The 16,954-nt window shown below is 62.2% G+C and carries 15 protein-coding genes; 11 read left to right on the top strand and 4 right to left on the bottom strand.

Annotated elements, in window-relative coordinates; all coding sequences use genetic code 11:
* Positions 1–7: 7 nt before the first annotated feature.
* From epsF to DES47_RS20050, 11 genes are all read left to right on the top strand, one after another.
* Positions 8–1,441, top strand: coding sequence for a chain length determinant protein EpsF (epsF, locus tag DES47_RS20100; protein ID WP_133702521.1), 1,434 nt, complete (start codon positions 8–10; stop codon positions 1,439–1,441).
* Positions 1,441–2,352: a polysaccharide biosynthesis tyrosine autokinase gene (locus DES47_RS20095; protein ID WP_133702727.1), complete on the top strand. Its 912-nt coding sequence runs from the start codon at positions 1,441–1,443 to the stop codon at positions 2,350–2,352. The genes epsF and DES47_RS20095 overlap by 1 nt, the downstream gene beginning before the upstream one ends.
* On the top strand, positions 2,352–3,275 hold the full coding sequence (gene xrtB, locus DES47_RS20090) for an exosortase B (protein ID WP_133702520.1): 924 nt from the start codon (positions 2,352–2,354) through the stop codon (positions 3,273–3,275). Before DES47_RS20095 ends, xrtB begins: the two co-directional genes overlap by 1 nt.
* Positions 3,272–3,994: an exosortase-associated protein EpsI, B-type gene (epsI, locus tag DES47_RS20085; RefSeq protein WP_133702519.1), complete on the top strand. Its 723-nt coding sequence runs from the start codon at positions 3,272–3,274 to the stop codon at positions 3,992–3,994. Before xrtB ends, epsI begins: the two co-directional genes overlap by 4 nt.
* The gene (locus tag DES47_RS20080) at positions 3,994–5,547 is read left to right on the top strand and encodes a hypothetical protein (protein ID WP_133702518.1); all 1,554 of its coding nucleotides are present in this window, start codon (positions 3,994–3,996) and stop codon (positions 5,545–5,547) included. Before epsI ends, DES47_RS20080 begins: the two co-directional genes overlap by 1 nt.
* A gap of 59 nt (positions 5,548–5,606) precedes the next feature.
* Positions 5,607–6,614 (top strand): glycosyltransferase family 2 protein, encoded by a 1,008-nt coding sequence (locus tag DES47_RS20075; RefSeq protein ID WP_166652092.1) that lies wholly within the window; start codon positions 5,607–5,609, stop codon positions 6,612–6,614.
* Positions 6,611–8,158, top strand: coding sequence for a lipopolysaccharide biosynthesis protein (locus tag DES47_RS20070; RefSeq protein WP_133702516.1), 1,548 nt, complete (start codon positions 6,611–6,613; stop codon positions 8,156–8,158). Before DES47_RS20075 ends, DES47_RS20070 begins: the two co-directional genes overlap by 4 nt.
* Positions 8,155–9,216 carry a nitroreductase family protein gene (locus DES47_RS29015; protein WP_208115060.1) on the top strand — a complete coding sequence of 354 codons (1,062 nt, stop codon included), beginning with the start codon at positions 8,155–8,157 and terminating at the stop codon, positions 9,214–9,216. Before DES47_RS20070 ends, DES47_RS29015 begins: the two co-directional genes overlap by 4 nt.
* Positions 9,217–9,223: 7 nt before the next feature.
* Positions 9,224–10,474 carry a polysaccharide pyruvyl transferase family protein gene (locus tag DES47_RS20060; protein ID WP_133702515.1) on the top strand — a complete coding sequence of 417 codons (1,251 nt, stop codon included), beginning with the start codon at positions 9,224–9,226 and terminating at the stop codon, positions 10,472–10,474.
* 336 nt (positions 10,475–10,810) lie between these two features.
* A complete protein-coding gene (locus DES47_RS20055) occupies positions 10,811–12,001 on the top strand; it encodes a phenylacetate--CoA ligase family protein (RefSeq protein ID WP_133702514.1) in 1,191 nt (396 codons plus the stop codon).
* Complete coding sequence (locus DES47_RS20050; protein ID WP_133702513.1) at positions 12,001–13,101, top strand: glycosyltransferase family 4 protein; 1,101 nt, start codon at positions 12,001–12,003, stop codon at positions 13,099–13,101. The genes DES47_RS20055 and DES47_RS20050 overlap by 1 nt, the downstream gene beginning before the upstream one ends.
* Positions 13,102–13,123: 22 nt before the next feature.
* Here the strand turns inward: DES47_RS20050 and DES47_RS20045 are convergent, their stop codons facing one another.
* From DES47_RS20045 to DES47_RS20030, 4 genes are all read right to left on the bottom strand, one after another.
* Entirely contained in the window at positions 13,124–14,122 is a 999-nt protein-coding gene (locus tag DES47_RS20045) for a polysaccharide deacetylase family protein (RefSeq protein ID WP_133702512.1), read from the bottom strand.
* A complete protein-coding gene (locus DES47_RS20040; protein WP_133702511.1) occupies positions 14,119–15,087 on the bottom strand; it encodes an AAC(3) family N-acetyltransferase in 969 nt (322 codons plus the stop codon). Before DES47_RS20040 ends, DES47_RS20045 begins: the two co-directional genes overlap by 4 nt.
* Positions 15,088–15,297: 210 nt before the next feature.
* Positions 15,298–15,879 (bottom strand): class I SAM-dependent methyltransferase, encoded by a 582-nt coding sequence (locus tag DES47_RS20035; protein ID WP_208115059.1) that lies wholly within the window; start codon positions 15,877–15,879, stop codon positions 15,298–15,300.
* Positions 15,880–16,168: 289 nt separating this feature from the next.
* Entirely contained in the window at positions 16,169–16,912 is a 744-nt protein-coding gene (locus DES47_RS20030; RefSeq protein ID WP_133702509.1) for a WecB/TagA/CpsF family glycosyltransferase, read from the bottom strand.
* Positions 16,913–16,954: the final 42 nt, after the last annotated feature.

Raw genomic sequence — 16,954 nt, 5'->3', positions numbered from 1 at the left:
CAAAAACATGAGCTTTGGACAGTTTTTCTCGATCCTGCGCGCCCGCTGGTTGGTGGCCGCCATCGTTTTCTTGGCAACCATCGGCACCACCTTGATCATCAGCCTGCTGCTGCCCAAGCAGTACAGCTCGGTGGCGTCTGTGGTCATTGATGCCAAGCCCGATCCCATCTCCGCGATGATGTACCCGGGTATGGCTTCGCCCGGCTATATGGCGACCCAGGTCGACGTCATTCAGAGTGACCGGGTCGCGCAACGTGTCGTGCGCAACCTGAAGCTGACCGAGAATGCCCAGATTCGCCAGCAGTGGATGGCCGAAACCAAGGGCGAAGGTGCGATTGAGAACTGGCTTGCCGAAACCTTCCAGAAGAACCTGGAGGTCAGGCCAGCGCGTGAATCCAGCGTGATTCAGGTCTCGTATCGCGCCCCGGACCCGCGCTTCTCGGCCGCCCTGGCCAATGCCTTTGTGCAGGCCTATGTGGACACCAGCCTGGAGCTGAAGGTCGATCCGGCACGCCAGTACAACGCCTTCTTCGATACCAAGGCAAAGGAAGCCCGCGAAGTGCTCGAGGCCGCGCAGGCCAAGGTCTCCACCTACCAGCGTGAAAAAGGCATCATCGCGACCGATGAGCGCCTGGACATTGAAACCGCACGTCTGAACGAACTCTCCTCGCAGTTGGTCATGTTGCAGGCGGTTTCGGCCGAATCCAGCAGCCGCCAGACGCAGGCGCAGGGCAGCTCTGCCGACCGTCTGCAGGAAGTGCTCAACAACCCGGTGGTCTCGGCCCTGAAGGCTGAGATATCCCGCAACGAGGCCCGCCTGCAGGAGCTGAGCTCGCGCTTCGGTGACAGCCACCCGCAAATCATCGAACTCAAGGCCAACACCGCCGAGCTGCGCGCCAAGATGGAGGCGGAAACCCGCCGCGTCACCGGTGGCGTGACCGTCAGCAACACCATCAACCGTCAGCGCGAGGCCGAGATCCGTGCCTCGCTGGCGGCGCAGCGCGCCAATGTGCTGCGCATGAAAGAGGTTCGTGACGAAGGCTCGGTGCTGAATCGCGAAGTCGAGAATGCCCAGCGCGCCTACGACGCCGTCATGGCGCGGGCCAACCAGACGAACCTGGAAAGCCAGACCACGCAAAGCAATGTCTCGATCCTCACCCGCGCGAGCCCGCCGCTGCAGCCTTCTTCGCCGAAGATCGTGCTGAACACGCTGCTGTCGGTGTTCCTGGGCGCCTTGCTGGCCATTGGCGCTATCTTCATGCTGGAAATGCTGGATCGCCGTGTTCGTGGCAGCGAAGACATTCTCCAGACCATGGGCCTGCCGATTCTGGGGGTGTTGCCGCGTCCCGATGCCAAGAAGCTCTTTGGCCGCGCCAATGCCAAGCCGATGTTCGAGCAGCGTTTGCTGGCCCATCTGCCTACGGCCTCGAAAAGCGCGTGATGGCGAAATTCAGTGATTCAACCAGGGGTGAACCGACGATGGCTTCAGCTACAGCTAGTGCAGCAACGGGCGCAGTCCATGACCGCTCCATTGGCGACATTATTCGTGACACGCGGAGCCTTACCGCGGAGCAGGTTGAGCGGATCCTGAGCTATCAGCGCGAGAAGGGCACCCGCTTCGGCGAGGCCGCCGTGGCGCTTGGTTTCATCAGCACCGACGACGTGCTGTTTGCGCTGTCGCAGCAGTTCCACTATCCCTACGCGCCAGAAGACCGCCGCAACCTGAGCCCGGAGCTGGTGGCCCTGAACGAGCCGTTCTCGGACCGCGCCGAAGGCTTCCGGGCCATTCGCAGCCAGGTCATCATGCGCCTGTTCTCCGATGGCACGGCGCACACGCCGGTGGCCGTGGTCAGCCCCGACATGGGCGATGGCAAGACCTACTTCGCCGCAAATCTGGCCGTCACCCTGGCGCAGCTGGGCGGACGCACCCTGCTGGTTGACGCCGACCTTCGCGGCCCGCGCCAGCATGAGGTGTTCTCGATTGACAATGCGGCCGGCCTGTCCAGCATCTTGCTGGGTCGTGGTGAAACCCAGGTCATCCAGCAGGTGCAGGGCGTGCCCAGCCTGTTTGTCCTGCCGGTTGGCGTCACGCCGCCCAACCCGCTGGAGCTGGTGGCCCGTCCTGCGTTCGGCCTGCTGATGCGCGAGCTCAGCACCAAATTCGACCACGTGATCGTCGATACCCCGGCGGCATCGCATGGCTCCGACTATGGCGTCATCGCGGCCAAGTGCGGTGCTGCCCTGATCGTGGCGAGAAAAGACTCGTCGCGTATCGGTGCGCTCCAGGAGTTGGTGACATCCCTGTCCGCCAGCCCGACGAAGATTGCCGGCGTCGTCATGAATGAGTTTTGATGGGAACAACGGTGCTCAATCGCTCATCCGGAGGAGTTGTTCGCGGGTTGACTGATCGCTGGGTGGCTCCGGGCGCTGATCTCCCGCTGCTGCTGTGCCTGGTCATCGGCTTCGTCTCGATGTACGGGCCCACCTACTGGGATCTGGCCCACACGATCTGGGCGACGGACGAGCAGGGCCATGGCCCCATCATTCTGGCGGTGAGCATCTGGCTGTTGCATCAGCGGCGCAATCAGCTGGCGGACGTTGTTGCCCAGCCCGCCTACCTGGCCGGCGGGGCGGCCCTGCTGCTCGGTTTGCTGAGCTATATGATCGGGCGCTCGCAGGGTATCTGGATACTCGAAGTCGGCTCCCAGATACTTGTGCTATCGGCCATGCTCTTGATATTCAAGGGCTATGCAGCGCTCAGGGTCGCATTCTTCCCTCTGTTCTTCATGATCTTCATGATTCCGCTGCCGGGCGCCCTGGTTGCCGCGCTGACGACACCATTGAAATCCCTGGTTTCTGCGGTCGCCAGCCAGATACTCTTCTATGCGGGTTACCCCGTCGGTCGCAGCGGCGTGCTGCTGACGGTGGGGCAGTATCAACTCTTGGTGGCAGATGCCTGCGCCGGCCTGAATTCCATGTTCACGCTGGAGGCCCTGGGCCTGCTGTATATGAACATCATGGGTTACACGTCCATCGCTCGCAACCTTACCCTCGCCATCCTGATCATCCCGATCTCGTTCGTTGCGAATGTCATCCGGGTGATGATTCTGGTGCTGGTTACCTATCACTTCGGTGACGAGGCCGGCCAGGGCTTTATCCATGGCGCGGCCGGCATGGTGTTGTTCATGGTCGCGCTCGTGTTGATGCTGGCGACCGACAAGGTGCTCGACATCTTCATCCCCGACCGCACCCGCAAGGCGAAGGCAGCATCATGATGAGCAATCGTTGGCTCGGTGCGCTGATGCTGGCCTCCATGGTCGGGGCGGCGTCTTTTGCCGCCGTGATGAAACCGTCCATCTATCTGGCCGACGAATTCGTCAAGCTCGACCTCGAGCAGGTGTTCCCCGAGAACTTCGGTACCTGGAAGATCGACCGCAGTGTTGCGCTGGTTGTCAATCCGCAAGTGCAGGCCACGCTGGACAAGCTCTACAACCAGACCCTGAGCCGCACCTACATCAACCCGCAGGGTTATCGCATCATGCTCTCCATTGCCTACGGGCTGGATCAGCGCGACGCAATGCAGGTGCATTACCCCGAGGTCTGCTACCCGGCACAGGGCTTCACGGTGGACTCCAACGACGCCGACGTGCTCAAGACGCCCATGGGCGAGATCCCGGTGCGCCGACTGAAGACCATACTGGGCGGGCAGCGCTACGAGCCGGTGACCTACTGGACGACCGTGGGCGAGAAGGTCGTGGCCAACAGCTCGACCAAGAAGTTCGCTGAAATGGCCTATGGCCTCAAGGGCCGCATCCCCGACGGCCTGCTGTTCCGGGTCTCGTCCATAGACCGCAATTCGCCGGCCGCCTTCGCCGCCCAGGACCTGTTCGTGGCTGACATCCTGGCTGCCGCCGACAAGCGCCAGCTCGCGCGCCTCTCGGGCCTGGGGCCCACTCACTACCTGGGCGCCAAGGTCAAGCCCGCTTCGAACTGATGCGCCGCAACTACCCGTCCTCGTCGCGCTCCATCGGCTTGACCCTCGCGGTCGGCTTCGTGTTTGTGCTGCTCGCGGTGATCGGCGGCCTTGGCACGGCTGTCATGGGCCAGACTGCCACCATCATCCTCGCGGCCCTGGTGCTGGGCTTCTTCGGCCTCTTTCTGCCGCTGACCCTGTTCCTGCCGGCCCTGCTGCTGGTCTCGTTCGTGCTCACCGGCCAGATGCAGTACTTCGCCCGCATCGACCGGGCCCTGTGGCTACCCTTCCTGGTGGGAGCGCTCTTGATGGTGCGCTTCCCGTTCGACCTGATGCAGCGCCGCCTCGGCCACCCGGAGCAGGCCTCGTTTGCACCGGCCTCGCCGGCCGGCGTCAAGGTCATGCTCTTCGTCTACTTCACCACCTTGCTGGCCACCTCGGCCATCAATGGTATCGAGCCGCTGCAGCTGCTTGTCAGCTTCAAGGAGTATCTGTTCCTCTGGTCGCTGTTCCTGGTCATCAGCTTCGGCCTGCTGGCGCCGCGCCATATCGAGCGTGTCTGGAACCTGCTGCCCTGGCTGATGCTGGCCCAGCTGCCCATCGTGTTCTACCAGCGCCTGATCGTCGTGCCTTCGCGCGCGGCCCGTGGCGTGGGTGCCGAATGGGATGCGGTGGTGGGCGCCTTTGGCGGCAACCCCGAGGGCGGCGGCTCCAGCGGCGCCATGGGCCTGTTCTGCGTCATCTGCATTGCCCTGGTCGTGGCCCGCTGGCGGCGCGGCCTGCTGCCCGGTTGGCAGGCCCTGGTGCTGGGCCTCAGCGGCTTCATCTCTATCGCCCTGGCCGAAATCAAGTTCGCCGTGCTGCTGCTGCCGGTCGCCCTGGTCGCCCTGTACTTTCGTCAGTTGACCAAGAAACCGCTCGAAGGCATCTTCGCCATTCTGCTGGCCTTCATCGTGTCCTTCTCGGTGCTGGTGGCCTACAAGACGCAGTTTGCTCTCGACGGCGAGCGCCAGACGGTGGGTGAGTATTTCGACAGCATCGTCGGCAGCCGCTCCAATGAGGGCGACTTCGTCAACTACCGCACCCGCGAGATGGGCCGTGTGGCGGCCATACGCTTCTGGTGGCAGCAGCACGGCCTCGATGAACCCGACAAGCTGTTGATCGGCCATGGCGCTGGTGCCAGCCGGGTGGGTGATCTGGTGGTGGGCGACGCCGCGCGCAAATGGCCCTTCAATATTGGGCGTTCGACCCTGGCCGTGATGTTGTGGGAAGTGGGCCTGGTCGGCACCGTGGCTTTCTGTTCGATGCTGCTGTTCGCGTTCATCCGGGCGTTCCGATTCTCCGGTGACGAAAGGCTTTCCGCTCAGCAGCAGACTCTCAGTGCATCGATGGCCATCGCGGTGTTAATTGTTGCGGCTGGCATACCGTACAACACGGACGTGATCCTGTCACACCAGTTGCAGTTGATGCTGATGCTCAGCCTTGGTTATCTCGCGATGCTCAATGGGCAGTTTTCCCCCAGGCACGCACTGAAGCCTACGCAGACGGCCGCGCCTCAGACCCTTCCGGCATGAGCAGCGCGCCTTTGAATTCGCGCCCGCCCGGCCAGGCGGGTGACGCGAAGGCATCTCCGATGCTGTCTATCGTGATCAAGGCTCTGAACGAGGAAGCCAAGATCAGGCGATGCCTGGAATCTGCACTGGCCGAAGTCGAAGGCCTGGGTGTCAGCTGGGAGATCGTGCTTAGCGACTCGATCTCGACCGACAAGACGGTGGAGATTGCATTGGGCTATCCGGTCAGGGTCGTTCAGTTCTCGCGGCTGCAGGACCGCGGCTGTGGCCCGGGCGTTCAGCTCGGCTACCAGTATTCACGTGGCTCGGTGATCTTCTTTCTGGACGGCGACATGGTGGTGCAGCCGGGCTTTCTGGCTGCCGCGCTGCGGGCGCTGGAGCAAGACCCGACCCTGGGTGGCGTGGCCGGCTTGCTGACCGACGCCTATGTCAGGAATGCCTTCGACGCGCACCGTGTCGAGTCTGCCGTCTCGTCAATCGCGAAGGACGAACTCTGGCTCAATGGCGGCGGCGTGTACCGGCGTGAGGCCATCGTGCAGGCCGGCGGCTATGCTGCCAACCGCAACCTGAAAGGTTGGGAGGAGGCCGACCTTGGCATGCGCGTGCGTGCCGCCGGTTGGCATCTGCGACGCATCCCAATGCCGGCTGTCACCCATGACGGTCATCACTTGAGCACCGTGCAGGTACTGCGCTCGGTGTGGCGCAGTGGCCGAGCCTTCTCATCGGGGGTGCTGCTGCGTCAGGCCGTCGGCCACGCCTGGTTCTTCGACTGCATTCGATTGCTAGCCCATCCGGTGGGCATGATGGCCTGGTGGTTTTTGGGCCTGTGCAGCGCAATGTGGAGTTTTTGGCAGTCCACAGGCTTGCCACTGCAGGCATGGGGTGCCGCCTCGGTGCTTGGTGTTCTGGGCGTCATGGTCGTCAAGCGCGGTTTGCGTCGCGGTGCGCTGTCTATTTTCATGTGGCACTACTGGGCTCTGAGCATAGTGATTGGTCTGACGCTGTCCGGGCGATCTCCAGCCGAGCCGATAGCGGGTGTCGAGTTGAGCGGCAAAGGCAACAGTCCATGAGTGCGCCGCCAGCGCGGAAGAATTACTACTCCGCGTCGGCGGCCCGCCGCGGGCTGCTGCAGTTTGCCCTGGGCAAGATCGTCTCTGCCGTCCTGGGCCTGGCCTTTCTGGCGCTGTCGGTCCGCCTGCTGGCACCGCAAAGCTATGGCGTTTACATCACGCTGCTGGCCGGGGCCGAGCTGTTCTATCTGGTCACCGGCCTGGGTCTGTCCACGGTGGCGCAACGCTATGTGGCCGAATACCGGTTGAAGGCGGTGGCGCAGGACTTCACCTCTTTTCTGCGCCGACAACTGCGCCGCCGTGTCTATCTGTCGCTGGCGGCACTGGCCCTGCTGCTGCTGGCCTGGGAGCCCGCCATGTCGGCCACCGGGCTGGGGCTGGGCCGCAGCTGGATGCTGCCGGTGGGCCTGCTGCTGCTGGGATGGTCGGGTTACTGCTTCCTGGAGGAGGTGATGGGCGCCTGTCTGCTGCAGGGCTATTCCCAAACACTTGCGGCGCTGCGCAATGTCGTGCGGCTGCTGGTGGTCTGGTACGGGGCGCACCAGCCCTCCGGTCTAACGCTGGAGCTGATGGTCTGGGCCGAGGCTCTGGTCACGCTGGCATCCTGGCTGACTGCCGAGCTGCTGGTCATGCGATGGGCCAGGCGTGCGCCGTCGGCCGAGGGGGCCGTGGCCGACTTTGAAGCCCCGGACATGGACGCCGTGGCCCGGCGCTTCTACGTCGTGCAACTGGCCGGTCAGGCCTATGGCATCAATATCACCAAGATGCTGGTCATGCGCCTGCTGGGCGCCGCCCAGGCGGCCAGCTTTGGCGTGGCCCAGTCGATCGCCGACATCGTGCGCAACTACCTCCCGGCCCATCTGCTGGCAGGGTGGGTGCGGCCCATCATGGTGGCGCGCTATGTGAAGAACCGCGACCTCGGGGAGGTGGCGCTGGTCGTCAACCTGGTGCTGAAAGTCAATCTGCTCGGGCTGCTGCCACTGGCTGCGGCCTTTTTGGTGGCCGGTGATGAGTTGGGGGCCTGGCTGTCAAACGGCCACTACCCGAAGCTCGGTGCGCTGCTGAGCGTGATGATGCTGGGCCTGGTGCTCCAGTCGCTGCACCTGCTGCTGACCATGGTGGCGCTGACGCTGGAAAGCGCCCGCGCCAGCCTGCGCGCCACCTTTGCCGCCTGTCTGGCCTTGCCGGTGCTGGTGCTGCTGGTCTGGCAGATGGGCATCATGGGCGCGGCGCTGGCCATGCTGGTGACCGAGCTGATTTGGATCAGCGTGGCCTGGTACACCCTGGCCGGCCAGGGCCATCGCCTGCACCTGGACCTGCTCGGTTGGGCGAAGATAGCCGCTGCGGCAATCGGCGGCGCCGGCCTGGGCTGGTGGTGCAAGAGCAGCGGCCTCGGCGGCCCCGGGGCCCCCGGCACAATTTTGGCTGCGCTGGCGGCACTCGGCCTGGGCTTTGCGGCGCTGGTGTGGATACTCAGGCCGCAGCGCGAGGGCGAAGTGCTGCTGGTGCGGCAGTTGCTCAAGGGCGGAAACAACAAATCATGAGCGCTATGAAGACGGTTTTGAGACGGGCGGCGAAGGCCGCCATCGGGCTGCTGCCCGCGCAGAGCAAGGACATGCTGCTGCAGCGCTACTACCAGTGGCGTGACAGCCGCGCCCTGCGCGCCGGCATTCGCTATGACCTGAGCAACTACCTGACCGGCTCCGGGCTGCTGCGGCAGTATCAGCACCGGTCCAGCCTCGAGGCCGGCCTGATCAAGGCCTACCACCGCATCGAGAAGGGCCTGGCCCTGCGCGAGCCGCGGCCCGGCTTCGGCCGCGATGCGGTCGACACCCTGTTGCGCGACGGCGAGAAGTTTCTGCAGCTGCACGGCCCCAGCACGACGCTGGTGCGGGTGGTGCAGGCGCTGGACGAGTATGTGGCCTTCAACCGGGGCCATGGCGTCGATCTGGCCTGGCTGCTGCCCCGGCTCGAGGCGATGCGCCAGGCGCTGCAGGCCGGCAACTGCTGGCGTGCAGCGCCGGTTGAGGCCGGCACGCGGCTGGTCAGACGCGATGACATCCACGCCGCGGCCAAGCATGACCTGAGCGCCTTCTTCGCCCAGCGCTACAGCGTGCGCCAGTTCGCCCCGGAGCCGGTGCAGGCCGAGCTGATCGAGCAGGCGGTGCGCATGGCACAAAAAACACCGTCGGTCTGCAACCGTGAGTCTGGCACCGTGTTTGTGGTCACCGACAGGGCCCGCATGGCCGAGCTGATGGCCTTGCAGAACGGCAATCGCGGCTTTGGTGACCAGGCGGGCGCGCTGATGATCATCACCTCGCGCCAGGACACCTTCCTGTCGGCCGGCGAGCGCTACCAGGCCTGGATCGATGGGGGGCTGTTCGCGATGTCGCTGATCTATGCACTGCACTCGCTGGGCCTGGGCACTTGCTGCCTGAACTGGAGCGTGGAGCCCCAGGCCGACCGGGCCTTGAAGTCCGCCTCGGGCATACCGACGGACCATGCCGTGATCATGATGCTGGCCCTGGGTCATCTGCCCGAAGAGTTCCGTGTGGCCAACAGCCCGCGCCGCCCGCTGACCGAAGTCCTGCACTATTTGTGAGCCTGACATGACCAAGACGAAAACAATCTATCTCACCGGGCAGAACAACTTCGGCAACCGGGGCTGCGAGGCGCTGGTCCGCTCTACCGTGACGGTGCTGACCGAGGTGCTGGGGCCGATCAAGGTACTGGTGCCTTCGCTGGACCCGGTGCGCGATCAGGCCCAGTGGCCCGACAGCGCTGCGTCCGGGGTGAGCTTCGTCAAGGCTTACCCGATGACGAAGATGTACAGCAAATGGGCCGGCGCGAGCCAGCGCTGGCCGTGGCTGCATGCCCTGGCACGCCCCAAGCCCAGCCTGCAGCCCGAACTGCTGGAAGATCTGAAGCGCTCGGACATTCTCCTGTCCATAGGTGGCGACAACTACTCGCTGGACTATGGCTTGGCTTCCCTGTACTACTTTGTCGGTGTGGCCGAGGCGGCCATGAGCATGGGCAAGCCGGCCGTGCTCTGGGGGGCGTCGGTCGGCCCCTTCAGCAAGCAGCCCATTGCCGAACGGCGCATGGCCGAGCACCTTCGGAAGTTGACGCTGGTGACGGTCCGGGAAAGCCGAAGTGTCGAGTACCTGAAAGGCATCGGGGTCAATGACAACGTGGTGCCCGTCATCGATTCGGCATTTGCAATGACACCGGAAGCAGTTGATACGTCGGCCTGGTGGCCCAAGGCCCCGGGCGATGGCGTGCTGGGTTTGAATATCGGCGCGCTGATTGATGATATGCGCCGCCAGAGCGGCAATCCTGACGGTGCGGTAGGCGCGGCAGCAGAATTCGTAAGAAAAATCCTGGCCGAAACCAACTTGTCGGTGCTGCTTGTCCCACACGTCGCGTCATTGAGCGGTGCCAAATGGAACAACGACGAAGACTTCAATGCGCGCTTGCTCGATGCGCTGGGCGGTGCCCAAGCCCGCCTCAGCTCCGTGCCTTCTGGCTTCAATGCGGCACAGCTGAAGCATGTTATTTCTCAATGCCGCTTCCTGATCGCCGGCCGTACGCATGCGACTGTTGCGGCATTTTCTACTGGCGTTCCGACCATCTCGATTGCGTACAGCGTCAAGGCGAAGGGTATCAATCGAGATCTGTTTGGCCACGAGAATTACGTTCTTGAAACACCAAAATTAAGTTTCGAGACTCTGTGGGCCGCGTATCAAACCTTGTTGAGCGATGAGGCAAAGCTGTTGGATCACTACGCCAAATCATTGTCGAGTTGGCGCCAGCGAGCGCGCCTTGGGGCGCAGAAGTTGTACTCACTCTTGGACAAGTGAGATACATGAGTTTCGACTGCTGAGGGATTTGCATGGCTATTGCGCTGCGGTGCAGTGACGGCCGGTGTTTACCTTGGACATTCGCCGGACGTGTGATCGACCCAGGATTTCAACCTTTTCTCTTTGGTTACTTCTTCTTGGTTCAGTTTGATTTCAGCCACTCATATGTACACATCCCCCCTCTATCTCAATAGTCCCATATGGTTCCAAGAGTTAATGCTAAGTACACGTGGCTGGGCGAGGGCCGCCTTGCGCGAGGGTGCTGCATTCCGACGGGAGCTGGACGAGGTTCAGCAGACCCAATGGCTTGACGCGCCCTCACTGGAAGCCCTGCAGTTGAAACGCCTGCAGCGCACGGTCAATCACGCTGCCCAGCAGGTGCCCTTCTATCGGGATCGGTTCAAAGCCGCCGGTTTTGACCCACGCGATCTGAAGAGCCTGGCCGATGCCCAACGGATTCCTGTCATGGACAAGCGCGACGGTTTCGAGGCCGGCAAGCGGATGACATCGGAAGTCCATACTGGCCCGCGCTTCGAGGCCAACACCAGCGGTACCACCGGAATGGCCATGAGTTGCTGGCGCGACCTCAACTCGATCAATCGAGAGAATGCGTTCGGTTGGCGGCAGATGATCTGGGCCGGGATGAAGGTGGGGGACCGGCGAGCATGGATACGGGGAGACAAGGTTGTGCCATCGGGCCAGAGGCAGGCACCATTCTGGCGTCACAATCGTGGCGAGAACCTGCTGATGATGTCGTCCTACCATCTGTCCGAGGCCACGGCCGACGGCTACTTGGAGGCCCTGGAGGCGTTTGATCCGGCCGTATTTGTCGCCTACCCATCGGCGGTGTTGTTGCTCGCCAGGCACCTGGTGGCAAACGGCCGCCGCTATAAAGGGCGCAGCTTGACGGGCATGGTGACCTCTTCGGAGACGGTGACAGATGAGCAGCGCCGGCTTGTCAACGAGGCGTTTGGCGTGCGCATATTCGACTGGTACGGTTCCTGTGAACGGATGACGGCGATCGGAACCTGCGAGCATGGCCGCTACCACCTGCTGTCGGACTACAGCTACACCGAATTGGAGCCGCAGGACAATGGCACAAGCCAAGTGATCGGTACGTCTTTTGACAACATGCTGATGCCCTGGATCCGGTACCGGCTGGGCGACGAGATCGTGCCAGCGGCACCTGATTTCCGCTGTGAGTGTGGTCGGAGCTTCCCGGTGATTTCGCACTTGGTTGGCCGCATGGATGACTACGTGCTTGCAACCGACGGCCGCCAAGTCAACATGATGTCGAACGTGCTCGACTACATCCCGCATTTGCTCGAAGGCCAGGTCCGGCAGGACAAGCATGGCGAGTTGACGATCCTGGTGGCGCTACCTGAAGGTGCCCCGCTGGACGAGGCCAGCCTGGTACGAACCGTTCACACCTACATCGGCACGGAGATGGCGGTGCGCATCGAGCGGGTGGCTAGCGTGCCCCGGACCGCCAACGGCAAGTTGCGTGTTGTGGTCCGAACCATCTGATGACTGGCACGAAGCTGGGCACAAAAGCGTGCCGAGTGTTGATGATCGGGCCTCCGCTGGATGGGCGAGGCGGCATGTCGTCGGTGAGTGCCGCCTATCGAGATGCGGGGTTGTTTGAACGGTGCGGCGTTCGCTATTTGTCCAGCGTGACGGCGCGCTCGGGTGCGATGGTCAAGCTATGGGTGGCCATTGGGGCCTGGCTCGAACTGGTGGGATTGTTGCTCTCTCGCCAGGTTGATTTGGCCCATATTCATGTGGCGTCGGGGGCAAGCTTCTGGCGCAAGGCCATCTACCTGTGGACCTTGCGCATGGCCGGTGTGCAGGTCGTGCTGCATGTCCATGGTGGCAACTTCCTGGAGTTCTTCCGCACGACATCGCGCCTTGGACAGCGCTATATACGAGCGAGCTTCGCGCAGTGTGGGCGCGTCATTTTGCTTTCGCGGGCGTGGGTCGATCGAATTGGTGTGGTCGTGGATCCGTCGCGCTGTCGGGCCATTGGCAACCCAGTGCTGGCATGGCCGCAACAACGCACTCCTCGCCCGATCCGGACATTCTTGTTTCTGGGGCGTTTCGAAAGAGATAAGGGAATCAACGAGCTGCTCGAAGCGTTTGCAAAGGTCCGTCGACAGGTACCTGACGTGAAGCTCCTGCTGGGCGGCGATGGCGATACTTCGCTGATTGAGCGTGCCGTGGCTCAGCACGACATGGCGCAGGATGTGACGCGCCTCGGTTGGGTTTCAGGCGAAACCAAGAGAAATGCCTTTGCCGCCGCTGATGCCCTGGTACTTCCCTCGTACGTCGAGGCCTTGCCAGTTGCAATGCTGGAAGCGATGAGCTGCGGCCTACCTGTGGTAGTAAGCAACGTGGGTTCCATCCCCGAGGTCATCTCTGATGGCGTCAATGGTTTGCTGGTGGCGCCAAGAGACATCGACGCGCTTGCGCAGGCGATGTTGGCGCTGGCGCTGAAACCCGACCTGGCGCTGCAATTGGGTATAGAGGGCAAGGCAACATTTGACGGGCAGTTCGACGCCCGACTGGTGGCTGACCAGGTAGCGCAGTTGTACTTCGAGGTGCTCACGGATCGCAAACGGGCTCATTGATCTGGGCTCATGGAGATACTGCTCAGCCTAGCGCCGAGAGGTACTGCGTGTAGCCCACGACCTGCTTGGTTCGCTCCGGGGTCAAGAATCGGTCCAGCCGGCCGAGACTGAAAGGCGACAGCGCCTTCGGATGGCCGATGATGCAGTATTCGGTGGCACCCGCGTTGATGTAGTTCTTGTACCCTTTTTCCAATAGCGTGCTCTTGTAGCCGTCCATCGAAGCCACCGTGCTCGTGCGCGTGAGAAGCTTCTTCAGGGTATCGGTGCGCCCCGGGCCAATGGCATTGCCATTCCCGTACGCCTTGGACGCGGAGCCGCCAAATTTCTTGTGCAGTGCAAACCGCCAATAGAAGCTGGGATGGACCTTTAGACTCGCGATCGGGACTTCCAGAAACGGGCCGGTGGCCTCTGGCTTGCAAGGGTCTGAGTCGAAGCGCCAGTGGCCGACCTGTGGTGCAGCACGGAAGTCGAAATCGTGCGCTGCGTCTTCGGCGGTTCCGCCCGGGAACACAGTGCTGTCAATTCGTATTCCTGCCGCCAGCAGAGCTTGTTTGAGTTTGCTGAAGGGTTGAATAACCCAGCCGCCGGCCCGGAATGCAAAAGCGTGCTCAGGGCCAGCCAAATCTTTGAGGATGGCCACGTAACTCGTCACGAGGCGCGAAATGTCGGCAGCATCAAAGTCGTGCAGTTTGTAGCGGCGGGTGTCCATATTCCAGCCGTCACCTGCCCAATGGCAGTCCTCCCAATGAGAGTGGATGTGCAGTTGAATCTCATGGCCTTGCTTGGCGAGCATCTCAATGTGCCTGCAGATCAAGTCGTGGTCCTTGCGCAGTTGCGCATCCTTATGCATTTCACGGCGCAACGCCGCGATATAGGCAACGTCGACGAAGAAGACCAGCGGAATTCGTCTTGGGCCGGTCAGCTTCAATAGCGCGTCGGTCGGCGCGACGATAGAGGACTCGACGCTGCCGGTACGCCGCCCGAAGAACAGTTCGTAGTCCAGGGTAAGCAATATGTTCATTTGGCGCCCTGCTCAGCCCGGCTAAGGCGCTCCAGCGCAGAGTTGATTGCCGCGACCTGGCCAGCGCTGAGCTTGACCTTGCCATAGATCGACTCACCCTTTTTGAGCCGTTCGAGCAGAACCTTGGTGAAAAGGTAAGCGTCGATAACCGAGAGTTCGGATTCACCCAGCTTCACGGTTCGTATTGCCCCAGCGGATTCAAGCCAAGGGCGCGCACGTTCGCAGTCGCGAATGACGGACTGCTTTGGGTTGTGGCAACGGGTGCTCACGGTCAGAGGTTCGCCTTGGGCATCGACACATGCAATATCGAATGCTTCAGGCAAATACACCGGGAACGGCAGATCGTCGCCGAGTAGATCCTCGTACACATGAAAGCAGGTAACCGAATTGAGCCCGACGCCAACCATCAATATCTGCCCGCGCTTGCGCGTGATGTGCCAGTACGGGCTGTGGGCCCCAAAGGGAGTCTGGTCGCAGTGGTGAGAGTCGGTATATGCCTGTGCCTCAGCGCCCAAGGCTACCAAGGAGTGCGTGGGGTGAACGCTTCGGCGAGCCCCTTCTTTGGCCATCACAACAGCCGAAATGGCGCCCATGGCATTGCGGGCGGTTCGGACATCGAACAAGACGCAACTATCGAGGTACTCGCGCATGGTCGTGTTGTACGGTAGCGCGGGAACCAGAACTGTCTGTTGTGTCAGGTCCAGGCTGTTCAACCATGCATCAACCAAGGCGGTGACAGGTTTGTCCAGCTTGCCAATATTCGATACGGAGCCGTGAACCAGGAGGTCGCGGTCCAGACCCATGCTGCCGAGTTGTTTCAGTATGTCGTCAACGGACACCTGTGTTCGCACTTTGCGCGCAGCATGCTGTTCGAGCCGTTGTTGTTGTGCCTTTTGACGTAGAGCCTTCTGGATCCAGCTCGGCAAGTAGGGCAAGGCGCGTTTTGCGATTGAGCGTAGTGACACTGGATATCCTTTTTCGGGGCGCGCCAATGCTCACGCACACGGACGGCGGCGGGAGTTTATGGTCAAGCGCTGTGCTGCGCAAACCAGATCATGCGCAATATTCGCGAGAAAGGGCAACTCGCGCCCGCCGGCTTATGTGTTTATGTACTTGTTGAAGCTCAGCCACCGCGCGAGGGCTATGGGAGCCAATAGCGGGTTGGGGCGCGACGATCAGTTCGTTGCGGGGTCGTGAGTCAGGAAGGCGATCTCGAAGCCGCCGTAGATCAGGCGCGGTTTCTCGACCACCGGCAGCTGGCCGAGCATCACATCGATGAAGGCCGGGTCGGTGTAGATGATCCAGAGCTTGCGGGGGTGTGCTTTCAGCGAGCGCGCGAGCTGCTGGCAGAAGGCAGTCATCACGTCCGCACCGAAGGGGTTGTAGAGGAAGAACACGCAGTCGTCGGGTCCGTAGTCGTAGCGGGTAGCGTCGGCACAAACCACCTGGACATCGGTATCGGCCGGAAGATGGCTCCTTACCTTGGTGAGATTTCGCCGAGCGAGCTCGACGAGCTCCGGGGCAAACTCGATGCCGACAATGCGCTTGAAGCCGAACAGAGCGGCCGTCATGACGACCTTGCCCTTGCCGCTGCCGATGTCGATGAAGCTTTTGTCCAACGGCGCACCGCTGTACTCAAAAGCTCGCCGCAAAGCGCGTGCGCGGGTCATGACGTAGGGCTTGGCCTCGGCCTGGTGCTCCGGGGAGATGACCTCGAGTTCGGCCTGCGGGATGCGCGCAGTGGTGTCCGTGCCCATGCGCATGTCGAACAGTGAATCCTCGGCAATGCTGAGCAGTGTCTCGACACTGCGCCTCGGGCCGAGGCGGGTGAGGCTGTTGTAGGTTCGTCGTAGAAGCTGTGGCATGGGCTCAATCCAGTTGCAAGACAACCAAACAGCCGACCCATGCACGCATCAACAGTTGCCGCAGGGGCCGGTACATCGCTTCAATAACAAGCGCGCCCGGTAGCCGGTCACGCCTTGCCGCGAAACTAACACGATTCGCGCCAGGGGCACCAGACCCTGATTCGGCGATGGCCGCGCGGCCTCAACTGCGGTTGTTGCGCCATTCCTTGACGAGCAGTCCCAGGAAGGCCATGTCTTCAATGAAATAGCGCCTGAACATGCGGCGGGGTTCTTGCAGGAATCGGTAAAACCATTCCAGACCTGATTTCTGCATCCAGACCGGCGCGCGCTTGACCTTGCCGGCGGCCACGTCGAATGTGCCGCCAACGCCCATGGCGAAGGGGATCTTCATCTGCGCCTGGTAGGCACCCAGGAACTGTTCCTTCTTGGGTGAGCTGATGGCCACGAACAGCAGGTCGGCCCTGGCCTGCGCAATCTCGTTGACGATGCTGGGCTCCTCCTCGGGCTTCCAGTAGCCATTGCGATGGCCTGCGAACACCAGGTTGGGGTACTTCTGCGTATAGATCTCCCGCACGCGCGAGACAATTTCCTCCTTGGCGCCCAGCAGATAGACGCGCCAGCCCTTCTGCGCCGAGCGCGCCATCAGCGACTCGAACAGGTCGACCCCCGCGACCCGCTCCTTGAGCGGTTTGCCCAGCAGCCGGGAGGCCCAGACCACGGGCATGCCGTCGGCATTGATGAGGGCGCAGTCGTTGATGATCTGGCGCAACTCGGGATCCTTCTGTGCCTTGACGAGCTTGTCGACGTTGACGACCACATGTTGATGGGGCAGGCCGCTGGCGATGAAGCCCTCGATGGTCTGCAGGGTCTCTTCCATGGACAGGTTGTCGACCTGGCAGCCCATCATCTCGATACGCGGGCGCATCAGGCGAGAGCCCCAGGCAGGGTGGCGGGTGTCAGCGTGCAA

Origin of the sequence: Roseateles toxinivorans (assembly GCF_004362525.1) — a bacterium.
In the GTDB taxonomy this organism is placed as follows: domain Bacteria; phylum Pseudomonadota; class Gammaproteobacteria; order Burkholderiales; family Burkholderiaceae_C; genus Paucibacter; species Paucibacter toxinivorans.
The sequence above is the reverse complement of the archived record's forward strand: the minus strand, read 5'-3'. Positions and strand labels throughout refer to the sequence as shown.

Coding starts and splice junctions, on each gene's coding strand:
- epsI (WP_133702519.1), top strand. CDS start 3,272: ATGATGAGCAATCGTTGGCTCGGTGCGCTGATGCTGGCCTCCATGGTC.
- xrtB (WP_133702520.1), top strand. CDS start 2,352: ATGGGAACAACGGTGCTCAATCGCTCATCCGGAGGAGTTGTTCGCGGG.
- DES47_RS20075 (WP_166652092.1), top strand. CDS start 5,607: ATGCTGTCTATCGTGATCAAGGCTCTGAACGAGGAAGCCAAGATCAGG.
- DES47_RS20095 (WP_133702727.1), top strand. CDS start 1,441: ATGGCGAAATTCAGTGATTCAACCAGGGGTGAACCGACGATGGCTTCA.
- DES47_RS20060 (WP_133702515.1), top strand. CDS start 9,224: ATGACCAAGACGAAAACAATCTATCTCACCGGGCAGAACAACTTCGGC.
- DES47_RS29015 (WP_208115060.1), top strand. CDS start 8,155: ATGAGCGCTATGAAGACGGTTTTGAGACGGGCGGCGAAGGCCGCCATC.
- DES47_RS20050 (WP_133702513.1), top strand. CDS start 12,001: ATGACTGGCACGAAGCTGGGCACAAAAGCGTGCCGAGTGTTGATGATC.
- DES47_RS20070 (WP_133702516.1), top strand. CDS start 6,611: ATGAGTGCGCCGCCAGCGCGGAAGAATTACTACTCCGCGTCGGCGGCC.
- epsF (WP_133702521.1), top strand. CDS start 8: ATGAGCTTTGGACAGTTTTTCTCGATCCTGCGCGCCCGCTGGTTGGTG.
- DES47_RS20035 (WP_208115059.1), bottom strand. CDS start 15,879: ATGGGCACGGACACCACTGCGCGCATCCCGCAGGCCGAACTCGAGGTC.
- DES47_RS20030 (WP_133702509.1), bottom strand. CDS start 16,912: ATGCGCCCGCGTATCGAGATGATGGGCTGCCAGGTCGACAACCTGTCC.
- DES47_RS20045 (WP_133702512.1), bottom strand. CDS start 14,122: ATGAACATATTGCTTACCCTGGACTACGAACTGTTCTTCGGGCGGCGT.
- DES47_RS20080 (WP_133702518.1), top strand. CDS start 3,994: ATGCGCCGCAACTACCCGTCCTCGTCGCGCTCCATCGGCTTGACCCTC.